The 18,592-nt window shown below is 67.9% G+C and carries 20 protein-coding genes; 10 read left to right on the top strand and 10 right to left on the bottom strand.

Annotation, left to right across the window (positions count from 1 at the left end; all coding sequences use genetic code 11):
* Nucleotides 1-2 precede the first annotated feature (2 nt).
* Nucleotides 3-962, bottom strand: coding sequence for an AAA family ATPase (locus tag ACN6PJ_RS02900; RefSeq protein WP_427994391.1), 960 nt, complete (start codon nt 960-962; stop codon nt 3-5).
* Nucleotides 963-1,448: 486 nt separating this feature from the next.
* Nucleotides 1,449-2,435 carry an arsenic resistance protein gene (locus tag ACN6PJ_RS02895; RefSeq protein WP_427994390.1) on the bottom strand — a complete coding sequence of 329 codons (987 nt, stop codon included), beginning with the start codon at nt 2,433-2,435 and terminating at the stop codon, nt 1,449-1,451.
* A 243-nt stretch (nt 2,436-2,678) separates the two neighbouring features.
* Here ACN6PJ_RS02895 and ACN6PJ_RS02890 point away from each other — a divergent pair, with 243 nt between their 5' ends.
* Genes ACN6PJ_RS02890 through ACN6PJ_RS02880 form a run of 3 tightly spaced genes read left to right on the top strand, consistent with a single transcriptional unit; the run spans nt 2,679 to nt 4,485 of the window.
* Entirely contained in the window at nt 2,679-2,957 is a 279-nt protein-coding gene (locus ACN6PJ_RS02890) for a metal-sensing transcriptional repressor (protein ID WP_427994389.1), read from the top strand.
* A gap of 10 nt (nt 2,958-2,967) precedes the next feature.
* Nucleotides 2,968-3,819: a nickel/cobalt efflux transporter gene (locus tag ACN6PJ_RS02885; protein WP_427994388.1), complete on the top strand. Its 852-nt coding sequence runs from the start codon at nt 2,968-2,970 to the stop codon at nt 3,817-3,819.
* A 42-nt stretch (nt 3,820-3,861) separates the two neighbouring features.
* Nucleotides 3,862-4,485 (top strand): glutathione S-transferase family protein, encoded by a 624-nt coding sequence (locus tag ACN6PJ_RS02880; protein ID WP_427994387.1) that lies wholly within the window; start codon nt 3,862-3,864, stop codon nt 4,483-4,485.
* A 53-nt stretch (nt 4,486-4,538) separates the two neighbouring features.
* Here ACN6PJ_RS02880 and ACN6PJ_RS02875 read toward each other — a convergent pair whose 3' ends face one another.
* On the bottom strand, nt 4,539-5,024 hold the full coding sequence (locus tag ACN6PJ_RS02875) for a DUF6644 family protein (RefSeq protein ID WP_427994386.1): 486 nt from the start codon (nt 5,022-5,024) through the stop codon (nt 4,539-4,541).
* A 16-nt stretch (nt 5,025-5,040) separates the two neighbouring features.
* Entirely contained in the window at nt 5,041-5,427 is a 387-nt protein-coding gene (locus tag ACN6PJ_RS02870) for a DUF6152 family protein (protein WP_427994385.1), read from the bottom strand.
* Nucleotides 5,428-5,581: 154 nt separating this feature from the next.
* Between ACN6PJ_RS02870 and ACN6PJ_RS02865 the strand changes: the two genes are divergently transcribed.
* The 4 genes from ACN6PJ_RS02865 (at nt 5,582) to ACN6PJ_RS02850 (ending at nt 9,231) form a co-directional block, all read left to right on the top strand.
* Nucleotides 5,582-6,052, top strand: a complete 471-nt coding sequence (locus ACN6PJ_RS02865; RefSeq protein WP_427994384.1) for a hypothetical protein — start codon at nt 5,582-5,584, stop codon at nt 6,050-6,052.
* Nucleotides 6,053-6,453: 401 nt separating this feature from the next.
* A complete protein-coding gene (locus ACN6PJ_RS02860) occupies nt 6,454-7,803 on the top strand; it encodes an APC family permease (RefSeq protein ID WP_427994383.1) in 1,350 nt (449 codons plus the stop codon).
* Nucleotides 7,804-7,854: 51 nt separating this feature from the next.
* On the top strand, nt 7,855-8,727 hold the full coding sequence (locus ACN6PJ_RS02855; protein ID WP_427994382.1) for an SAM-dependent methyltransferase: 873 nt from the start codon (nt 7,855-7,857) through the stop codon (nt 8,725-8,727).
* Between the two features lie 42 nt (nt 8,728-8,769).
* Nucleotides 8,770-9,231: an Rrf2 family transcriptional regulator gene (locus ACN6PJ_RS02850; RefSeq protein WP_427994381.1), complete on the top strand. Its 462-nt coding sequence runs from the start codon at nt 8,770-8,772 to the stop codon at nt 9,229-9,231.
* Between the two features lie 19 nt (nt 9,232-9,250).
* Here the strand turns inward: ACN6PJ_RS02850 and ACN6PJ_RS02845 are convergent, their stop codons facing one another.
* The 5 genes from ACN6PJ_RS02845 to ydiK form a co-directional block, all read right to left on the bottom strand.
* Nucleotides 9,251-10,579: a type II toxin-antitoxin system HipA family toxin gene (locus ACN6PJ_RS02845; protein WP_427994380.1), complete on the bottom strand. Its 1,329-nt coding sequence runs from the start codon at nt 10,577-10,579 to the stop codon at nt 9,251-9,253.
* A gap of 15 nt (nt 10,580-10,594) precedes the next feature.
* The gene (locus ACN6PJ_RS02840) at nt 10,595-10,939 is read right to left on the bottom strand and encodes a helix-turn-helix transcriptional regulator (protein ID WP_427994378.1); all 345 of its coding nucleotides are present in this window, start codon (nt 10,937-10,939) and stop codon (nt 10,595-10,597) included.
* Nucleotides 10,940-11,057: 118 nt separating this feature from the next.
* Nucleotides 11,058-11,999, bottom strand: coding sequence for a S66 peptidase family protein (locus ACN6PJ_RS02835; protein WP_427994465.1), 942 nt, complete (start codon nt 11,997-11,999; stop codon nt 11,058-11,060).
* Nucleotides 12,000-12,215: 216 nt separating this feature from the next.
* Nucleotides 12,216-12,941: an RNA pseudouridine synthase gene (locus tag ACN6PJ_RS02830; protein WP_427994377.1), complete on the bottom strand. Its 726-nt coding sequence runs from the start codon at nt 12,939-12,941 to the stop codon at nt 12,216-12,218.
* A 157-nt stretch (nt 12,942-13,098) separates the two neighbouring features.
* A complete protein-coding gene (ydiK, locus tag ACN6PJ_RS02825; protein WP_427994376.1) occupies nt 13,099-14,241 on the bottom strand; it encodes an AI-2E family transporter YdiK in 1,143 nt (380 codons plus the stop codon).
* A 258-nt stretch (nt 14,242-14,499) separates the two neighbouring features.
* Between ydiK and ACN6PJ_RS02820 the strand changes: the two genes are divergently transcribed.
* Nucleotides 14,500-14,688 carry a hypothetical protein gene (locus ACN6PJ_RS02820; protein ID WP_427994375.1) on the top strand — a complete coding sequence of 63 codons (189 nt, stop codon included), beginning with the start codon at nt 14,500-14,502 and terminating at the stop codon, nt 14,686-14,688.
* A gap of 8 nt (nt 14,689-14,696) precedes the next feature.
* On the opposite strand, the gene ACN6PJ_RS02815 is transcribed toward ACN6PJ_RS02820, so the two are convergent.
* Nucleotides 14,697-15,749 (bottom strand): DNA-binding protein, encoded by a 1,053-nt coding sequence (locus ACN6PJ_RS02815; RefSeq protein WP_427994374.1) that lies wholly within the window; start codon nt 15,747-15,749, stop codon nt 14,697-14,699.
* A 173-nt stretch (nt 15,750-15,922) separates the two neighbouring features.
* Here ACN6PJ_RS02815 and ACN6PJ_RS02810 point away from each other — a divergent pair, with 173 nt between their 5' ends.
* Together ACN6PJ_RS02810 and ACN6PJ_RS02805 are read left to right on the top strand one after the other, a co-directional pair.
* Nucleotides 15,923-17,002, top strand: a complete 1,080-nt coding sequence (locus ACN6PJ_RS02810; protein WP_427994373.1) for a tyrosine-type recombinase/integrase — start codon at nt 15,923-15,925, stop codon at nt 17,000-17,002.
* 38 nt (nt 17,003-17,040) lie between these two features.
* Nucleotides 17,041-18,591 carry a diguanylate cyclase gene (locus tag ACN6PJ_RS02805; RefSeq protein WP_427994372.1) on the top strand — a complete coding sequence of 517 codons (1,551 nt, stop codon included), beginning with the start codon at nt 17,041-17,043 and terminating at the stop codon, nt 18,589-18,591.
* Nucleotide 18,592: the final 1 nt, after the last annotated feature.

Raw genomic sequence — 18,592 nt, 5'->3', positions numbered from 1 at the left:
CCCTAGGCCGGCACCGCGACGGTATCCAGCAGCCGGTCGATCACCGCGTCCGGCGTCACGCCGTCGGCCACCGCGTCGTATGACAGGTGCAGGCGGTGGCGCAGGACGGCGTGGGCCACGGCGCGCACGTCGTCCGGCGAGCTGAAGTCGGCCGCGGACAGCCAGGCGTGAGCGCGCGCCGCCCGGTCCAGCGCAATGGCGCCGCGCGGGCTGGCCCCCACCTGCAGCCAGCGGGCCAGTTCGTCATCGCCGGGCCTGCGCGTCGCATTCACGAGATCGACGATGTACCGGTCGACCGCCTCCGAGACATGGACTGCCGCGACCTCGGCCCGGCACGCGAACAGCTCGTCCTGCGACAAGCGCATGGCGGCCTCCTGCTTGCCCGCGGGCTGGCGCAGCAGGCCCAGCATCGCCATTTCGTCGCCGGCCGCGGGATAGTCCAGGCAGATCTTCATCAGGAAGCGGTCCATCTGCGCCTCCGGCAAGGGATAGGTCCCTTCCTGTTCGATGGGGTTCTGCGTGGCCAGCACCATGAACAGCGAAGGCATGGCCCGCGTGGTGCCGCCGACCGTGATCTGGCGCTCTTCCATCGCTTCCAGCAGGGCCGACTGCACCTTTGCCGGGGCCCGGTTCACCTCGTCCGCCAGGATGAGATTGCCGAAAAGCGGGCCGGGCTGGAACGCCACCTGGTTGCGCCCTTCGGCGTCTTGCTGCAATACGTCGGCGCCCGTGATGTCGGAAGGCAGCAGGTCCGGAGTGAACTGGATGCGGCGCATTTCGGCCGCCAGGTGCGCGGCCAGGGCCTTGACGGTGCGCGTCTTGGCCAGGCCCGGCAGGCTTTCCAGCAGGACGTGGCCGTCCGCGAGCAGCGCCACGATGATGTTCCTGATCACCTCGGCCTGGCCGAGCACCGCCTGGGATACCGCCTGTTCGAGCGCCAGAATGCCGTCCCGATTGGCCATGCCTCTTCCCCCTTCGATCAACGGCTCATGAAGCTCGGATGCTCAACGGCTGGCGATGGCGCCTTGCCGGGCTTCGGCCGGCCTTCCCGGCTTGGGCGCCATGATGGTCCGGAGGCCGGAATGCGAGATGGGGTTGGGTGGGCCGGCGCCGCTACCGTCAATCCGATTTTCAGCTGCAGTTTCACTTGCTCTCTCCGTCATGCGAGTCAGGCCGGGGAACATTCGGTGCTACAGAAATCGAAACCGTTCTTTCTATCGACAGGGAAAAAATAGTGCCGATCCCGATTCCGCGCTATCCGAAAAGCGAAATCTGGATGGTGTTTCTTGAAGCGGGCGGGATTCGCCGCTGGGGGCCGCGCCAGCGGCTTTCAAGTCCAAATCTAAATGGCACACGGCCGATAGCGCAATGTTTTTATCGATCAAGTCAAAAATGGGCAAACATTGTGGCCTGGGGCAGACAGTGCGGGCGGCAGGCGCCGCGGACACCTAATTGCGCGCGCGCTCGGCCCGCCGCGCCGCGCCCAGCCGGGGCAGCAGGCGGATGTATATCAGCTCGCTCACCAGCTCCACCAGGGTCTGGGCCACGATGACGGCCGGCAAGATCGGCACGGCGCCCGGGATGGCCAGGCCCAGTGGCAGCACGACCAGGGAGTTCCGCGTCGCGGAACTGAACGACACGGCCCTCGCCTGCTCGGCCGGCAGCCGCCACAGGCGGCCGGTTGCCCAGCCGATGAGGGGCGCCAGCACGGCAAACGCGGCATAGACGGGAATGGCCGCCCTCACCTCGTCGAGGGCCAATCCCAACCGGGGAGCCACTGCGGCAACGACGACGAACAGCACGAGCGCGGTCGCGGGCACGGGCAGGACGCCAAGCAGGCTGACCGCGGCGCGCATGGCGCGGCTTCGGGCCGCGCCGGCCTGGAAGAGCGCAGCGAGACCGAGCGGCGCCGCGATGAGCCAGATGAAGGCATGGACAAAGGGTTGCCATTGCGCCAGGCCCGCGGCTTCGGCTCCGAGGAACGCGCCCAGGTAGATGGGCAGCAGGAGCATTTGGGCGCCCAGCAGTATCGGCGTGGCCGCGAGCAGCGGACGCGCGTCGGCCCGGCCGATGTGCGCAAAGGTCACGACATAGTCGATGCAGGGTGTCAGCAGCACGAACAGCACGCCTATCCTGGCCAGCGGCGCGCCGGGCAGCCAGGGCTGCAGGCAGGCGAGCAGCAGCGGGATGGCGATGAAATTCGACGTCAGCAGCGCGCCCAGGAACCGGAGCTGGGCCGCGGCCCGCCGCAACTGCGTGAGCGGCACCTGGAGAAAGGTCACGAATAGCATGAATCCGAGCAAGGGATCGATGGCGGGCGCCAGGGCCGCCGATGCCGGGATGCGCCATGCAAGGATCGCCGCGACAGCCACTGCGCCGAAGTAGACGCCGACCTGCCGCTGCTCCAGCAGGTCTCTCAAGCGCGCTGACTGCATTATCGGACCAATGTGCGGTGGGGAAGCCGCCAATCATAGCGTTGCGCGGGCAGGCATGGTTTACCCGCCATGAGATGCCTGCTATTGCCCGCCATGCAGCCTCGCGATAGCGGAAGCGGGCGCGCGGCCCCGGGCCGGCTCCGCCACCTTGGCAGCGCAGCGACTGGCCCGCGGGCGAGATAACCCCATTCGCCATCATGGCTATTGCGTTGGCATCCTCCCTGGGAGGATATTATTTCGCGCATGAAAACCGTCGACCCGCACCACCACCACGACGCCGTGGCCAAGCGCCTCAAGCGCGCGGAAGGCCATTTGCGCAGCATCCTGCACATGATGGACGCGCACCGCCCCTGCCTGGAGCTGGCCCAGCAGCTGCATGCGGTCGAGAAAGCGGTCTCGCAGGCCAAGAAGGTCCTGATCCAGGATCACATCGACCATTGCCTGCAGGACGCCGTGGGCGATCTCGGGCGCGACCAGCAGCGCGCCATCGACGAATTCAAAGCCATCACCAGATACCTGTAGGCGCCCGCCCATGCCGTCCTTTGCCGAATTGGTCGCCCAGGGAGCGTCGCACGCCTGGCTATTCGTCCCCAGCGCCATCCTGCTGGGCGCCCTGCACGGGTTGGAACCCGGCCACTCCAAAACGATGATGGCCGCCTTCATCGTCGCGATCCGCGGAACCGTGTGGCAGGCGGTGCTGCTTGGAATCACGGCGACGATCTCGCACACCCTGGTCGTGTGGGGCATCGGGCTGGGCGGCATGCTCCTCTGGCAAGGCGTGGCCGCGGAGGCGATCGAACCCTACTTCCAACTCGCGTCCGGCGTGATCATCGTGCTGATCGCCGCCTGGATGTTCTGGCGCACCTGGCGCGAACAGCACGCCGGGCATGGGCATGCCCACGATGCTTCGCACGCGCACGGCCATGCCCATGGCGCGCATGCGCACGGTCACGATCATTCCCATGGAACGGCATGCGGGCAGGACGACGCGGCCGGCGAGCACCAGGACGCGCATCAACTGGCGCACGCCAACGATATCCGCCGGCGCTTCGCGGATCGGCGCGTGACGAACTGGCAGATCGCCCTGTTCGGCCTGACCGGGGGACTGATTCCCTGCCCCGCCGCCATCACCGTGCTGCTGCTGTGCCTGCAGCTCAAGGAATTCACGCTGGGCGCCGTGCTGGTGCTGTGCTTTTCTATCGGTCTGGCCATCACCCTGGTCACGGTGGGCGCGGTCGCGGCGCTGAGCGTGCGCCACGCTGCCCGGCATGCACCCTGGTTCAGCGGCCTGGCGCGGCGCGCGCCCTATCTGTCCAGCGTGCTGATCATCGCCGTGGGCGTCTATGTGGGCATACTCGGGTGGCTGGGCATCCAGGCGGCCTAGGGAGATAATGCCAGTTCCACCCTATGCCGAAAGAGGATGCAGATGTCCCGTTGGACCTTTTACTCCGCCCCTGGTACCTGCGCGCTTGCCACGCATATCGCGCTGCATGAAGCGGGCGCAGATTTCGATCTCGTCAAGCTGGACTTCAGCGCCGGGCAGCAGCAAAGCGCCGAATACCTGCGCATCAATCCCAAGGGGCGCGTGCCCGCACTGGAGACCGAACACGGCGTGCTGACGGAGACGCCGGCGCTGCTGGCCTTCGTGGCGCAGAGTTTTCCGAAAGCCGGCCTGGCGCCCCAGGACGATCCCTTCGCGTTCGCGCGCATGCAGGAACTGGCGAGCTATCTGGCTTCCACCGCCCACGTGGCGCATGCGCACAAGCGGCGCGGAGCGCGCTGGGCGGACGATCCCGCCGCGCACGAGGCCATGCGCGCCAAGGTGCCGCAGGCCATGACGGCGTGCGCGGCCTATCTCGAATCGCAGATCGCCGGCCCGTGGGTGGCGGGCGATCGCTATAGCGTGGTCGATGGCTATATGTACACCATCGGCAGCTGGCTCGAGGGCGACGGCGTGGACATGACGCAGTTTCCGAAGCTGACCGCCTATATGGCGCGTGTCGCCGAACGCCCCGCGGTGCAGCGGGCGCTGGCCGAGGCCAAGGCGTAACTAAGCCCCTGCCCTCGCCCGCCCCCCGGGGCCGGGGCGCTCCCGGGCACGCATCACAGGAACCCGATCCAGCGCCCCGCCACCAGACATCCCAGCCACAGCAGGAGCGACGCGCCCGCCTGCGCGCGCATGGCGGCCCCGGCCCTGCCCTGGTCCAGGACTCTCGCCCAGGCCCGGCCGCGGCGCACGAGCCAGGCATTCAGCGCCCCCGCGGCCAACAGGCCCATCTTGACCAGAAACGCGCGGTTTTCAAGGTATTCCAGCGGCTGGACGCTGAACAGCATCGCCCCCGTCAGCACGGCCAAGCCCAGTCCGGCCGACGCGGTGCGCGCCAGCACGGGCGCAAGCAGGGTCAGCGGGCCGGGCCTGAGCAGGCCCAGCAGGCGCAGATCCAGGGGCACGATAGCGCCGATGAGCAGCCCGATCGAAGCGATGTGCGCCGCGTTCACGAGCAGATATAGCGTGCCCGACCGCCGCAGCCAGATCGCGGGCGGCACGGCCGCGAGCTGTTCCAGGGCGAACCGCAGCAGGTCGGGCATCGTCGCCGTCCCGTGCTCAGGGCTTCCGGATGCGGCTGGGATAGATATCGTAGGTTTTGTCGCCCACCTTGATCTGCACGGCCTTCATGCGCTTGTTGGAGGAATCCCGGTCCCGGTTCCCGATGGCGGTCACGGTATCGCCGGGCTTGGCCGAACCTTCGACGAATCCCGCTTCCTTCGTCTGGGTGGGGTTGCCGAGCTCGACGCGCCAGGTTCCGTCATCGGTCCGGACGTCCAGCCAGGGATGGGGCGGAGCGATCTGCACCTGCTGCACGATGCCTTGCAAAGTCATCTGTTCGGATTCGGCCCAAGACCAGCCATGATGCGCCGTGGCCGCCGTCGGCGCGCTCGCCGAGCCGGCCAATGCCAGCGCCGCCAGACCCGCGCGTAGGGATAGCTTCATGTCGATGCTCCCGAGTTGAGAGGGGCTCGCTTGCCCGCGCCCGGCGCCGGCCCGGCAGGCGAATACCCAGTTTCAGTGATTCACAAGGACCCGTCCGCACTATCTAATCCTCGTCCATGAAGTCTAGTGATGAAGATTTGCGATCCGACGGGAAATGTTGACGCCGACGAACCATTGTGCCGCCCCGGCCGGCCGGTCCGCAACGCCGCCGGCCGATGCCCAGCCGCCCCTGCGTGATCTGGTGTGCCTGCATGCCAGCGCGCTGTCGGGGCTGGTGAAGGCGCAGGTGCAACGCACCGATCCCGGCCTGGCGCCCGCTTTCGGGCAACAGATAGAAGCCTGCCGCAAGCTCGGCCGCGCGCGGTTCTCCTCCTGGTTGTACGGCGTGACCCTGCGCTTGCTGCGCGACTCGTTTGGCAAGGGGTTCGCCGAGCTGTCCGACTTTGCCTTGCGCTTGCTTCGCGGGGTTCCGGCGCCCTTGGCGCGGCCGATGATCACGCTTGCGCTGTCAGGCATCAGCTATGTGGGCTGCTCCATCTATCTGTGCAAGCCCGCCTGCGCCGTTGCGCGCGATATTCCCCTGCCTTCGGACTGGAAGGCGTGCGTGGACCGGAACCTGCAATAGGCCGCGCTTCAAGTCTGCCTCAAATGTTGAGAGACTGCTTTAAATAATTTACTTTAGAATTGAATAAATAATTCAAATAAATCAACATATTAAGTATATTTATTAATGTTGTTTCTCACAGAAGGATTCGACAGGGCCCGAATCTTTCCGCATTTTTTCGGGTAAACCCGGAGAAACTTTTCCGGACTCGCATCGGTCGCTTAGGTATTCAGGAAAATGTCAGATCCGGCCCCGAGCCGCATCCGCCGCCCTGCCGTCCACGCGAGAGTCCCGATGACATTGTTGTTGCCTACGCGTTCGCCCGCGAGTTCCATCCGTTCGCTTCACGCGCGGCGGACACGGGACAGGCAGCGGGAGCCTCACGGCCGGAACGCGGTCCGGCGCGCTTGGGATCGTCCGCGATGAGCGGCGTATCGGACGCGGCGGTGGCGCGCGCGCCGGCCGGCTTGTCGGTGATGGACGCAACGATGGTGCTGGTCGGCGTGGTCGTCGGCATAGGCATTTTCGGCTTTCCCCCATTGGTGGCCCAGCATGCCGCCTCCGAGGCCGGCTATATCGGGCTGTGGTGCGCGGGCGGTTTCGTGATGCTGATCGGGGCGCTTTGCTATGGAGAACTGGGCTCGGCGTATCCGGGGGCCGGGGGCGAGTACCTGTACCTGACGCGCGCCTGGGGCCAGCGCGCGGGCTTGTTGTTCGCCTGGGCGCGCTGCACCGTTATCCAGACGGGCGCCATCGCGGTGGTTGCCTATATCTACGGTGATTACGCCCAGCGCCTCGCCCCCTTGGGCGCCCACGGCCCCGCCCTGCACGCCGCAATATCCGTCGTGGCGCTGACGGCCCTGAACGTAGCGGGCACCCGGTATTCGAAGCGCCTGCAATGGACGTTCACCATGTTGACGCTGGCCGCCCTGGCGGCGGTGCTCGTCGCCAGCCTGTCGGCCACCGGTGACAATCCGCTGCGCAGCGACGCGGCCACGCCGCTGGCGGGCAACCCGGCCGGGCTCATGGGGATGGGCATGGTTTTCGTGTTGCTGACCTATGGCGGCTGGAACGAGGCGGCCTATCTCAGCGGCGAACTGCGCGAGCCCGGCCGCAATATGAGCCGGGTGCTGCTGACCGGCACGGCCATCGTCACCGGCGCCTACGTATTGATCAATCTGGCCCTGCTCGAAATCTTTGGTCTGCAGGGGCTGCGGGACACGCCGGCGCTGGGCGCCGACGTCATGCAGCTGGCGGCGGGCCCCTATGCGGCCGCCCTGCTCAGCCTGACGATCTGCGCCACGGCGCTCAGCACCATCAACGGCACGATCATCACCGGCGCCCGCCTGTATTGCGCGCTGGGGCGGGACGTGCCCCGGTTGCGGACACTGGCGGCCTGGAGCGAGCGCAACGATACGCCGACGGCCGCGCTGCTGGCCCAGGGCGCGATCACGCTGGCCCTGGTCGCGCTGGGCGCCTTCAGCCAGAACAGCGTGCAGACCATGGTGGCGTACACGGCGCCGGTGTTCTGGATCTTCATGCTGCTGGTCGCGCTGTCGGTGTGGCGCCTGCGGCGCATCGATCCCGAACGCCCGCGGCCGTTCCGGGTGCCGCTCTACCCGCTTCCGCCCGCGCTGTTGGCGCTGGCGTGCGCGGGCCTGGTGTATTCGAGCGCCGTCTATGCGGGAGCCGGCGCCCTGATCGGGCTGGCCGTCCTGGCGGCGGGCCTGCCCATGTTGCGCCTGCTCAAGCCGGCGCCCGCGCGGCCCTAGCCAGGGCGCTTCCGGCCCGCCTTTCGAGTCCCCACGCAAGGAGCCTTCATCATGCAGATCGCGATTCAGTCCCAATTGCCCGGCGTCCGGCGGGCTCCGCGGCGGCTGCGCCTGGCGGCGCTGGCCTCGGCGATGGCGCTGGCCCTGGCCTGCGCCTTCGACGCCGGCGCCCAGGCCGCGCCGGCGGCGACGCAGCCGGCCGGGCAGCAGGAGTACGTGCCCAACGTGGGCCAGGACGGCAAGGACGTCATCTGGGTGCCCACCCCGCAAACGCTCGTGGACAAGATGCTCGACATGGCCAAGGTCACTCCCAAGGACCGGCTGATGGACCTTGGCTCGGGCGACGGCCGCACCGTCATCACCGCCGCGCAGCGCGGGCTGACGGCCCAGGGCATCGAATACAACCCCGACCTGGTCGAATTGTCGCGCCGCAACGCCGAGCGCGCGGGCGTGGGCGACCGCGCCACCTTCGTGGCGGCGGATCTGTTCGCCACCGATCTCTCGAAGGCGGACGTCATCACCATGTTCCTGCTGTCCACGATCAACGAGAAGCTGCGTCCCAGGCTGCTGGAACTGGCGCCCGGCACGCGCGTGGTGTCGAACACCTTCCGGATGGGCGATTGGGAACCGGACGCCGAGGAGACCGTCACGCAGGATTGCAGCACCTATTGCACCGCGCTGTTGTGGATCGTGCCGGCGAAGGTGCAAGGCAAATGGGATGTGGATGGGCAGACGCTGCAGCTGGACCAGCACTACCAGAAATTGTCGGGCAAGCTGGGTTCGGTCCCGATTTCCGATGCGCGCCTGAATGGCGCCGAAATCGCGTTCACGGTCAATGGGGTGCGCTATACCGGGCTGGTGAACGGCAGGACCATGAGCGGCAAGGCCTCGGGCCGGGGCAGTTGGTCGGCCAGGCGGGCCTAGCGGGCTTGCGCCCGCCGGAGCTCATGCAATAGCATCCGTTGCATGAGACGAGACAGCAAACTTTCCGGCGTGCTCCACGTACTGCTCCACATGGCCGAGGCCCCCGGCCCGATGACGTCGGAAGCGTTGGGCAAGGTGATGCGGACCAATCCGGTGGTGATCCGGCGCATCATGGCCGGGCTGCGCGCGCAGGGCCTGGTGCGTTCCGGGAAAGGCCATGGCGGCGGATGGTCGATTTCCTGCGATTTTTCGGCCGTCACCTTGCGCGACATCTACGAGGCGCTGGGCTCGCCCGGGATCTTCGCCATGGGCAACCGCAGCGAATCGCCCGGCTGCCTGGTCGAGGCCGCCGTCAACGCCGCCTTGACCGACGCATTCGACCAGGCGGAAACGCTATTGCTGGACCGCTTCGGCGAAGTCACGCTGGCCGCCCTGAGCCAGGATTTCCATGCCCGCATGCAGGCGCGCGGGCAGGACTGGGGCTCGCTGGCCGCGCACGCCTGAACGGCGCCGGCGTGCCGCGCTAGCGCGGGGGACGTTCGACCAGGCCTGCGTGGCGCCAGGCCATCAGCGAGGCTTCCACCTGGACGATCTCTTCCGCGCTCATGCCGGCCATGTCGTAGAACCGCCGGCGTTCCCGCACCACGCCGAGCACGTGCTCGAGGATCTCCCGGGCGGCGGCTTCCGATCGCAGGCCGAAGCGCCGGTACTCGCTCAGGCAATTCTCGAACGAGCTTTCCCGGCCCGCCGCGCCGATATGAAGATAGTGCTTGGCCGACCCTTCCTGCGTCACCACGTCGAACAGGGGCGACAGGCGGTAGCTGTGCGCGGCCTCGTCCTTCAGGAAGCCGACGTTCTTCAGGTGGTCGTCGGTGTTGTGGACGGCCACGTTCAGGACCATGCGCGCGTACAGCTCCTTCAGGTCCTGCACGGGGTTGGACGACACGCGGCGCGTGACGTCGGCCAGCCGCGCGTAGGAATACGTGGCCTTGCCGCGCGGCCCGTCGAGCTCGCGCTTGCCGATCTGCACGGAGGGGCTGATGAGCGAGGCCCCGCTCAGGAAGTGGCGGCGCGCGATGACTGGATCCGCGCCCTGCCCGGCCGGCAGCAATTCGCGGTCGAAGCGATGCGTCAGCAGGACCGCCCCCAAATGCGTTTCGGCGAGGCGGATATCCGGCACGGTCAGGCCTATGGCCTTGGCCATCTGCAAATTGGCGTACTCGACCCGCTGCCGGTCGTACGAATCGCCCTTGCGCGGAAACTTGGCGATCCACATTTCGCCCTGGTCGTCGCGCACGATGGTCTTGGGACGCGCGCCGCCGATATCCCAGGAGCTGCCCAGGATGTCCCGGTACAGCCCCTTGGGCTTGACGCCCTGGTCGATGTCGGTCAACAGGCTGGCCAGCGATTCCAGCTGGCTGACTTCGGGCAGGCGATACGTCTTGCGCATGTTGGGCGTGAGCAGCCGAGCGCTGAAGAACAATGCGCCGACGCCCATGCCCCTGCCTTTCAGCAGCACTTCGTCTTCGGTCACGCGCGCGCCGGCGTTGTCCACGCGCATGACATTGCGCCCCCAGGCGTCCGGGGCGGCGTCGAAGATCGCGCCCAGCCTCTCGTAGCGGCTTTCGGTGCGGAATGTCGTCCTGGAGTCGGCCAGCGGCAGGTTCAGCGGATCGAGCGCGAAGGCCCGCGGGTCGTCCACATACGACTGCACGTAGGTGAATTCGGCGAAAAAGTGGTTCTCGTCGGAGTCGTCCAGCGTCAGGACGCCAGCCAGCACGGCCTCGCCGCGGATGTCGACGTAGACGAACAGCTCGCTTTCGACCGATTTGTGCTTTTTGGCGCGCGCCATGTCGGGGCCCGCCGCCTACAGCCGGGAGGGGTCGGCGCGGTGCGAGTGCAGCGCGCCCGCGCTGCCCCGGTTCGGCCTGCGCACGGCGTCGAGCCGCTTGCCGACGCCATCCTGTTCCGGGTCGCCCAGCGCGAAAACTTGGTCTGCGTATCCGTATTGGATCAAGGCTTCCACGGCAAGCGCCAGCGATACGCCGCCATCGCCGCGCTCCAGGCGGGCGATGGTCGCCCGGGATACGCCCATGCGGCCGGCAAGCGCGGATTCCGTCTCGGCGCGGCGCAGCCGGGCGGTGCGGATATTGGCGCCGATCCGCGCCAGCGCTTCGGCGGCGTCGAAGCTGGGTTCGATTTTCTTTTTCATGACTCAATAATAGCGCTTTGTAGAGGAATATGCATCATAAATGATGCACGCCCTCGACATGGCGTGACCTATTAATAAGTCATTATCATGTATTGTGCGCTATTAATGATGCATGTCGCTAGATCGCTATCGCCTGTTCGAGCCGCAGGGCGCCGCGCCCCGTATCCAACGTCACGCGCGCGCCCAGCGGCAGGGTCAGATTCGGGTCGCCATGGCCGCTGGGCCAGCCGCCCAATACCGGGATCCCGCGTGCGCGGAACTGGTCGAGGATCAGCGGATACAGCATGCCCTGGGCCTGGGCCTCGTCCATCGACACGCCCAGGATGCGCGTGAAATTGCCGACCAGCACGCCCTTGACGCCGTCGAACTTGCCGGCGGCCGCCAGCTGGCTGAGCAAGCGGTCCACCCTGGGCAGCGCTTCGTTGACGTCCTCGATGAACAGGATGGCGTCGCGGGTGTCGATCTCGTTGGGGGAGCCTATGAGCGCGGCGATCAGCGCCAGGTTGCCCCCGACCAGCCGCCCGGTGGCCGTGCCAGGCACGAGCTCGGTCGCGGTGGCGTCCGGCGGCGGCTCGATCCACGCCCCCTGCCCCACCTGCCCGCCGATCATGGCCAGCAGATGGGATTCCGTGGGTTGGCGTTTGCCGGCCAGCATGTCCTGGGCCAGCATCGGGCCGTGGAAGGTAACGAAGCCCGCGTGCCGCTGCATGGCCAGATGCAGCGCCGTGATGTCGCTATAGCCGATGAAGGGTTTGGGATTGCGCCGCAGCAGGCCGAAGTCCAGCCTGTCCAGCAGGCGCCATGATCCGAATCCTCCCTGCAGGCACCACACGGCGCCGATGTCGGGCGCGGCGAACGCCGCGTGCAGATCGCCGAGCCGTTCGGCATCGGCGCCCGCCAGGTAGTCGTATGGAGCGTCCAGGCGAGTGCGCGAGGCCGGCATGACTTGCGCGGCGTAGCCTCGCGCCTCCAGCCACTGCGCGGCAAGATCGCTGGCGTCCGGGGCGGCGGACGCCGGGGCCACGATGGCGACCCGGGCGCCGGGCTTGAGGGCCGGCACGGCCGACGCGGCGGCTCCTGCGTGGGAAGCCGGGGGCGCGGGCGGGACGGGAGCCGGCGGCTTGCGGGGGGATACGGCGGCGGGACCCGCGCAGCCTCCCAGCACGGCGGCGGACAGGCCCAGCAGGCCGGCGTTGACCAGGAAATTCCTGCGTCCTTCGGCAAGGCGGCGGCTCTCCTGGCCGGCGCGCGATTCCGTCATTGTCATTCCTGTTCCTCAGAACCGTTCATAGGCAAGGCGGTAACGCCATTGCCCCGCCGCCAGGCCCGCCATCGGCAGGCGCCCGATGCGGATACGCCGCAGCGCCTCCAGGCGCAGGCCGGCGGCATCGCACACGTACTCGATGAATCCGGGGTCCGGAGTCTTCAAGGCGAAGCGGAGGTGGGTTTCGTTCTGCCAGCTGATTTTCATGGGCGTGGCCGCGCGGCCCTGGTAAGCCAGGCCGCGCTGCAGGCGCGCCAGGTCCCCATCCTGCAACCGGCCCGACACCTGGGCCACGTACTCCTGCTCGACATAGCGGCCTTCCTCGAGCAGCTTGCGCGCCACGGGATACTCCTGCGTGTACACGAGCAGCCCGCTGGCCGCGCGCTCCAGGGGCGTCACCAGCCGCAGGCCGTTGAACATGCGTTTCAGGTAGCGCAGGCCGGAGCGGTCGCCCGGCATCAGGTTCTCGGGCTGGATCAGGTCCCGGGCCGAACCCGGCTCGTCATTGGCATACAGGCCGGCGGGCTTGTGCAGCAGAATGGTGACGGGGCGGACCTCTTCCAGGCGCGCGCCCGGCAGGAGGCTCACGACCTGGCCCGGAGCCACCCGGTAGCCGGGTTCCTCGACGCATTCCCCGTCAACGGCGACCCATCCGCCTTCGATATACCGCTCGGCGTCGCCCCGGGAGCAGGACTGTTCCGCGGCCACGCGCTTGGCCAGGCGCACGCTTTCGCTCATCGCCGCGCCGCCTTGCGCGTGGGTGCCGCAAGGGCTTGCAGGCTGGAAAAAACGCCGCGGGCGCGCGGGAATGGAAGCATCGTCATGAGGTGTTGCCGGGTGGCCATGCCAAAAAGGCAGATGTTACGCCACCCGGCGCCCTGGGCGCGCCCGGCCTTCAGACCGGGGGCGGCGAGCCGGCGCCGCCCCCGGCTTCCGAGGGCTGGTCCTGCGCTCCCGCCTGGGGCTCCAGGGAGATGGGCGCAGGCGCGGGCGCCTCGTCGATCCAGGCCTTGAGCAGCGTCTGCGTCACCGCGAGGATCACCGGGCCGATGAACAGCCCGACGATTCCGAAGGCGAACATCCCGCCCAGCACGCCGGCCAGGATCAGCAGCAGCGACAGGTTCACGCCCCGCTTGATCAGCATGGGCCGCAGAAGATTGTCCAGCGTGGCGACCACCACCGCCCAGACCAGCAGCACCGCGGCGGCGAACTTCATGTCGTTCTGGAACAGCCAGGCGACCCCGCCCAACATGGGCAGGAACGGGCCCAGCTGCGCCAGGCACAGCATCACCATGAGGGCCGTCAGGATGCCCGCCGCCGGCACGCCCGCGATCCACAGGCCGATGCCGCCCAGCGCCGACTGCACGACCGCCGTGACCACGATGCCCAGCGCCACCGCGCGGATCGCCAGCCCGGCCAGCTTGACCGCGGACATTCCCCGCTGCCCGGACAGGCGGTTGAAGAAGCGCAACACGAAATCGGCGGCCACGTCTCCCTTGCTGTAGAGGATGCCGGCGATCACGACGGTGATCAGCATGTGCATGACGAACACGCCGACGATGGCGGCGTGGCCGAGCAGCCAGCGCGCGGCGGTGGTGATGTAGGGTTCGAGCTTGGCCAGCAGCCCCCCGGCGCCGGCGTCCGAGAGGGCCTGCCATTCGTCGGCGACCCTGGGGCCGGCCAAGGGGATGTTGCGGATCCAGGAGGGGGGCGCCAGCAACGCATAGTCGGGCAGGCTCTTGATCGCCGCCATGATGGCTCCGCCGTGCAGCGCCAGCGTGGAGATGGCCTGGTACAGGGGCAGCACGATGACGAACAGCAGGAGGAACAGCATGACGACGGTGGCGATCCAGCGGCGTCCGCCGCAGCGGCGTTGGATCGCCAGCAGCACCGGCCAGGTGGCGACGACTATGGTGGTTGCCCAGATCAGGCCCGGCAGGAATGGCCGCAGCACGTAAAGACTGCCCACCATCAGCGCGGAAAGAATCACGATGACGAGCAGGATGCGGGCAAGATCGACCGATTGACGTGGATTCACCCGCTGCTCCTGACAAGGCCGGCGGCCCTGGATGGTGGCGCATGGCGACCTGCGGGCGCCCGCCCGGGTGATACGCGCCGATGCGTTCCTGCGAATTTATCCGAAAACCGGCCGCCCAGGGCCCGCTGGCGCCGATTGACGCTGCTCGCGCACCGCCCGCCGCGCCGCGGCCGGGCCGGGGCCGTTCGGCGGGCATGCAACTTGCCGACGGGAAGGTCTGCCGGATTCCCGGCAGGCATCATCTTACGGAGGTACGCGATGAGGACTCTGACCACTGCCGGCATATTGCTGGCCTTCCTGCTCGCTGGCTGTTCCAGCCCCAATTCCTACAGCTCCGGTTCGCCGCGCTCCAGCAGCTCCATGGGAGCCAATCCGGCCAATTACCATTCATCGAGCTTCGGCGAGCCCAACAACGAACCCTTCCAGGGCGTCTATCCGGGCCATTGACGCCCCGGTCACGGCTTGGCCTCTTCCTGGCTCGCCGCCCGGGCGCCCTGCGCGCCCTCGGCGGCGGCGCCGGCGGCCAAGGCCATCAGGTGGCGGGCCATTTCGGCCAATTGCCCGTCCTTCGATTTCACCTGCGCCAGGAAATCCGCCGCCCGGGCTTCGGCGGCCGCCAGCCTTGCTTCCAGCGCGCGTTCGCGTTCCTGGGCCGCGCCTGCCGCGCTTCGGATCGCGGCCAATTCGGATTCAAGGCGGATGCGGCTCTCCTGGGCATCGGCGCGCAATGCCTGCGCGCCCTCTTCCGCCCGGCGCCGCCGTTCCTGTTCCTCGGCCAGGGCCTTGCCCGCCTGGGTCAGTTGCCGCTGGCTGGCCGCCTGCGTCTCGTCGAGCCGGGCTTGCAGGCGTTTGACGGCGCCGCGCTCGCCGTCCAGCTCGTTCAGCCAGCGGCGTTCATGGGCCGCGTGGCGGGCCTCCAGCGCTTCCAGCGCTTGGGCATGCTGGCCGCGCGATTTTTCGGCCTCGGCCTGCAGGGCCTGCGCCGCGCTGCGGGCCTGCGCGAGCTGCATCTGATGCTGCTCGAGTTGTATGCCGCGCTGCCGCAGCTGCTGTTCCGCCGCTTGCAGGCGTTCCTCGGCGGCCGCCAATTGCGAGGTGGCCACCTTGAGCGCTTCCTGCAGATCCCTTTCGCGCTGCGCCAGCCCGGCTTCGCGCAATTGCAGCTGTTCTGCGTCGGCCGCCAGCCTTTCTCCCTCTTGCGCCAGTTCTTCCCAGCGCGCGCGATAGGCGCTGGCCTGCTCCGCCCTGGCCTCGGCGAGGGCCGTTTCCCAGAAATGAGCCGCCGCCTGGACGATCGGGTCCGGCGCGGAGGGGGCGGCGGCGAACGCGCCGGGATCCTTGATGCGCGCGCCCAGCGAGCGGAACCAGGTTTCCAGATAAGGGCTGACGGTATTCGGGGATCCGCGCCCGATCTTCTGGCGCACCCGTTCGATCGTCGGGCGCGCGCCTTCCAGCAACAAGGCGTCGGCGGCGCTCCAGACGTCTGTTTCGGTGATTCCGGTGGCCATGGCCATGCTCCGTCGATTTTTCCGCAATTACGGGATAATTACCCGCGATAATGGAGCCTTATCGTGAGTAATTTCTTATTTATGTTAGATATCATACAGTATATGTATGTTTATACATAACACGAAGTGAATTTGGATTTTCCCCGTTTGCGCTACCTGAAGCCCTCGAAAACATGTCCCTGACCCTGCAAGCAACGCTGCCCCTGCTGGATCCCTCGGCGCTGGACGCGCAGGCGGATGCCGCCGTGCGCGGACTGATGCGCGAAGGCAGCTCGGTCAATACCGCCGCCAGCTACCGCGCGGCGATCCGCTACTGGACGGCCTGGTTCGAGCTGCGTTACGGACGCCCCTTCGCCCTGCCCGTCCCGGAAGCCGCGGTCGTGCAATTCGTGGTCGACCACGCGCAGCGTACGACCGAGCAAGGCTTGAAATGGGAGCTGCCGCTGGCGCTGGACCGGGAGCTGGTGCGGCTGAAGGCCAAGGGCAAGCTGGGGCCGCCCAGCCTGAACACGCTGCTGCAACGTCTGTCGGTCTTGTCCAAGGCGCATGAACTGCAGGGCCATCCGAATCCCTGCCGCGGCGCACGGGTGCGGGAACTGCTTGCCAAGACGCGCCGCGCCTACGCCCGCCGCGGCGTGGCGCCCGCCAAGAAAGTGGCGCTCACGCGCGAGCCGTTGCAGGCCCTGCTGGCGACCTGCGACGATACGTTGCGAGGCGTGCGCGACCGAGCCCTGCTGCTGTTCGCGTGGGCCAGCGGCGGCCGCCGGCGCTCGGAGGTCGCGCGCGCCACGGTCGAGAACACCCGGCGCACGGCCGACGGTTTTCTGTTTTCCCTGGCTCACTCCAAGACCAACCAGGCCGGGGAGAGCCGCGCCAACGACCAGAAGCCGATTGTCGGCATGGCGGCCGAGGCGCTCGATGCCTGGCTGAGCGCCAGCGGCATCTCGGAGGGTCCGCTGTTTCGCCGTGTCCGCCGAGGAGGCGTGGTGGGCGAACCGCTGGCCGCCGCCGCGTTGCGCGACATCGTGCAGGAGCGCTGCAGGCTGGCCGGCCTGGAAGGCGACTTCTCGGCGCACAGCCTGCGGTCGGGCTTCGTCACCGAGGCGGGCAGGCAGAACGTGCCGCTGGGCGACACCATGGCGCTGACCGGGCACGCCAGCGTGGCGACCGTCATGGGCTACTTCCGCGCGGGGGCGGCCGCCCAGTCGCCGGCCGCCCGCCTGCTCGACGAACCGGATGCCGGCGCACGTTAAAATTTGGCCTTGCTTCACCTGCCCGACCCGGTCTCTTCATGCGAATCCACCTGCGCGGGCTCGTGCTTGCGCTCACCATATTCAGCGCCGTCGTTGCCACCGCAAACACGCTCTACGCCAGCTATCGCGTTCAGCGCGAACAGCTCATCGCGAACACGCTGGAAGCCAATCGGGTTTACGCGGCCAAGCTCGCGGAGAGCGCCGGCGCGTTCCTGAAGACGGCCCAGCGGCAGCTGGAATACAGCGCCCGCCACCTGGCCGCCCGCTTCGACGTGCCGGAGCTGCTGGCCGCCGAGGCCGCGCGCTTGCAGGAGCAGACCGACAGCTTCAACTCGGTTGCGATCATCCGCGCCGACGGCACGGTGCTTGCGGCCTCGCAAAGCCTGCGGGGCTTCGTGGGCACCCGCGTCGACAACGATGGCAGCCGCGCGGCGCTGCAAGCCCGCAAGCCCATGATCAGCAAGCCCTATGTCTCGCTTTCGGGCAACCTGCTGATCAATCTTTCCCACCCGATCCATGCGGACAACGGACGCTACCTGGGCTATATCGCGGGCACGATTTACCTGCGCAGCGAAGGCGCCTTGCACATGCTGTTGGGCAAGCATCATTACCAGGACGGGTCCTATCTGTACGTGGTCGATCACGAAGGCCGGCTGATCTATCACCAGGACACCGCCCGCATCGGGGAAGACGTCAAGGCCAACCCGGTGGTGGCGGCCGTCATGCGGGGCCAGTCCGGGGCGCAACGCCTGGTCAATACCCGGGGCGTGGATATGCTGGCGGGATATGCCCGCGTCCCCTTGAGCGGCTGGGGCGTGATCGCGCAGCGGCCCTCCCAGGCGACGCTGGAGCCGCTGGACGACTTGATCTGGGCATTGATCGGGTACGCCGCGCCCTTCGCCCTCGTCTTTCTGCTGGCCATCTGGTGGTGCGCGCGCAAGATATCGCAGCCGCTGTCGCAGCTGGCCACCAACGTCGAGCACCAGGAGGTCGCCGTCGCGATGCAGCGGGTGCAGTCCGTGCGGGCGTGGTACTTCGAGGCGCAGCGTCTGAAGCGCGCGGTGCTCCGCAGTTTCACCAACCTGCAGGACGAAATCGGCAAGCTGAACCAGGCCAGCATCACCGATCCGCTGACCGGCCTGCACAACCGGCGCGGCCTGCAGGCGGCGGTGGAACGGTTGCAGGCCGCGGGCGCGCCGTTCGCCGTGGTTGCGCTGGACATCGATCATTTCAAGCTGATCAACGACACCTACGGCCATACGGTGGGCGATGAAGTGATCCGCGGCGTGGCGCAACTGATGCGCGAATGCTCGCGCCCATCGGACGTGCTCTGCCGCAACGGCGGCGAGGAGTTCCTGATCCTGCTTCCCGCGGCCAGCGTGAAAGAAGCGGCGAACATGGCCGAACGCCTGCGCAAGAGCCTGGAAATGCATCGCCTGCACGGCACGGCGGGCATTACGCTGTCGGCCGGCGTGGCGCAATGGCCATCGGCCGGCCCGGACGTGGGCGCGGCGTTCCGCGCCGCGGACGAGGCGCTCTACGCGGCAAAGCAGCAGGGGCGCAACCGCGTGGCCGCGCACACGCCGTAGC

The sequence above is a fragment of the Achromobacter sp. genome (assembly GCF_050285585.1).
GTDB lineage: Bacteria > Pseudomonadota > Gammaproteobacteria > Burkholderiales > Burkholderiaceae_B > Achromobacter.
The sequence above is the reverse complement of the archived record's forward strand: the minus strand, read 5'-3'. Positions and strand labels throughout refer to the sequence as shown.

Coding starts and splice junctions, on each gene's coding strand:
- ACN6PJ_RS02860 (WP_427994383.1), top strand. CDS start 6,454: ATGAGCGGCGTATCGGACGCGGCGGTGGCGCGCGCGCCGGCCGGCTTG.
- ACN6PJ_RS02865 (WP_427994384.1), top strand. CDS start 5,582: ATGTTGACGCCGACGAACCATTGTGCCGCCCCGGCCGGCCGGTCCGCA.
- ACN6PJ_RS02805 (WP_427994372.1), top strand. CDS start 17,041: ATGCGAATCCACCTGCGCGGGCTCGTGCTTGCGCTCACCATATTCAGC.
- ACN6PJ_RS02830 (WP_427994377.1), bottom strand. CDS start 12,941: ATGAGCGAAAGCGTGCGCCTGGCCAAGCGCGTGGCCGCGGAACAGTCC.
- ACN6PJ_RS02890 (WP_427994389.1), top strand. CDS start 2,679: ATGAAAACCGTCGACCCGCACCACCACCACGACGCCGTGGCCAAGCGC.
- ACN6PJ_RS02885 (WP_427994388.1), top strand. CDS start 2,968: ATGCCGTCCTTTGCCGAATTGGTCGCCCAGGGAGCGTCGCACGCCTGG.
- ACN6PJ_RS02820 (WP_427994375.1), top strand. CDS start 14,500: ATGAGGACTCTGACCACTGCCGGCATATTGCTGGCCTTCCTGCTCGCT.
- ACN6PJ_RS02815 (WP_427994374.1), bottom strand. CDS start 15,749: ATGGCCACCGGAATCACCGAAACAGACGTCTGGAGCGCCGCCGACGCC.
- ACN6PJ_RS02880 (WP_427994387.1), top strand. CDS start 3,862: ATGTCCCGTTGGACCTTTTACTCCGCCCCTGGTACCTGCGCGCTTGCC.
- ACN6PJ_RS02840 (WP_427994378.1), bottom strand. CDS start 10,939: ATGAAAAAGAAAATCGAACCCAGCTTCGACGCCGCCGAAGCGCTGGCG.
- ACN6PJ_RS02810 (WP_427994373.1), top strand. CDS start 15,923: ATGTCCCTGACCCTGCAAGCAACGCTGCCCCTGCTGGATCCCTCGGCG.
- ACN6PJ_RS02845 (WP_427994380.1), bottom strand. CDS start 10,579: ATGGCGCGCGCCAAAAAGCACAAATCGGTCGAAAGCGAGCTGTTCGTC.
- ACN6PJ_RS02855 (WP_427994382.1), top strand. CDS start 7,855: ATGCAGATCGCGATTCAGTCCCAATTGCCCGGCGTCCGGCGGGCTCCG.
- ACN6PJ_RS02900 (WP_427994391.1), bottom strand. CDS start 962: ATGGCCAATCGGGACGGCATTCTGGCGCTCGAACAGGCGGTATCCCAG.
- ACN6PJ_RS02850 (WP_427994381.1), top strand. CDS start 8,770: ATGAGACGAGACAGCAAACTTTCCGGCGTGCTCCACGTACTGCTCCAC.
- ACN6PJ_RS02870 (WP_427994385.1), bottom strand. CDS start 5,427: ATGAAGCTATCCCTACGCGCGGGTCTGGCGGCGCTGGCATTGGCCGGC.
- ACN6PJ_RS02875 (WP_427994386.1), bottom strand. CDS start 5,024: ATGCCCGACCTGCTGCGGTTCGCCCTGGAACAGCTCGCGGCCGTGCCG.
- ACN6PJ_RS02895 (WP_427994390.1), bottom strand. CDS start 2,435: ATGCAGTCAGCGCGCTTGAGAGACCTGCTGGAGCAGCGGCAGGTCGGC.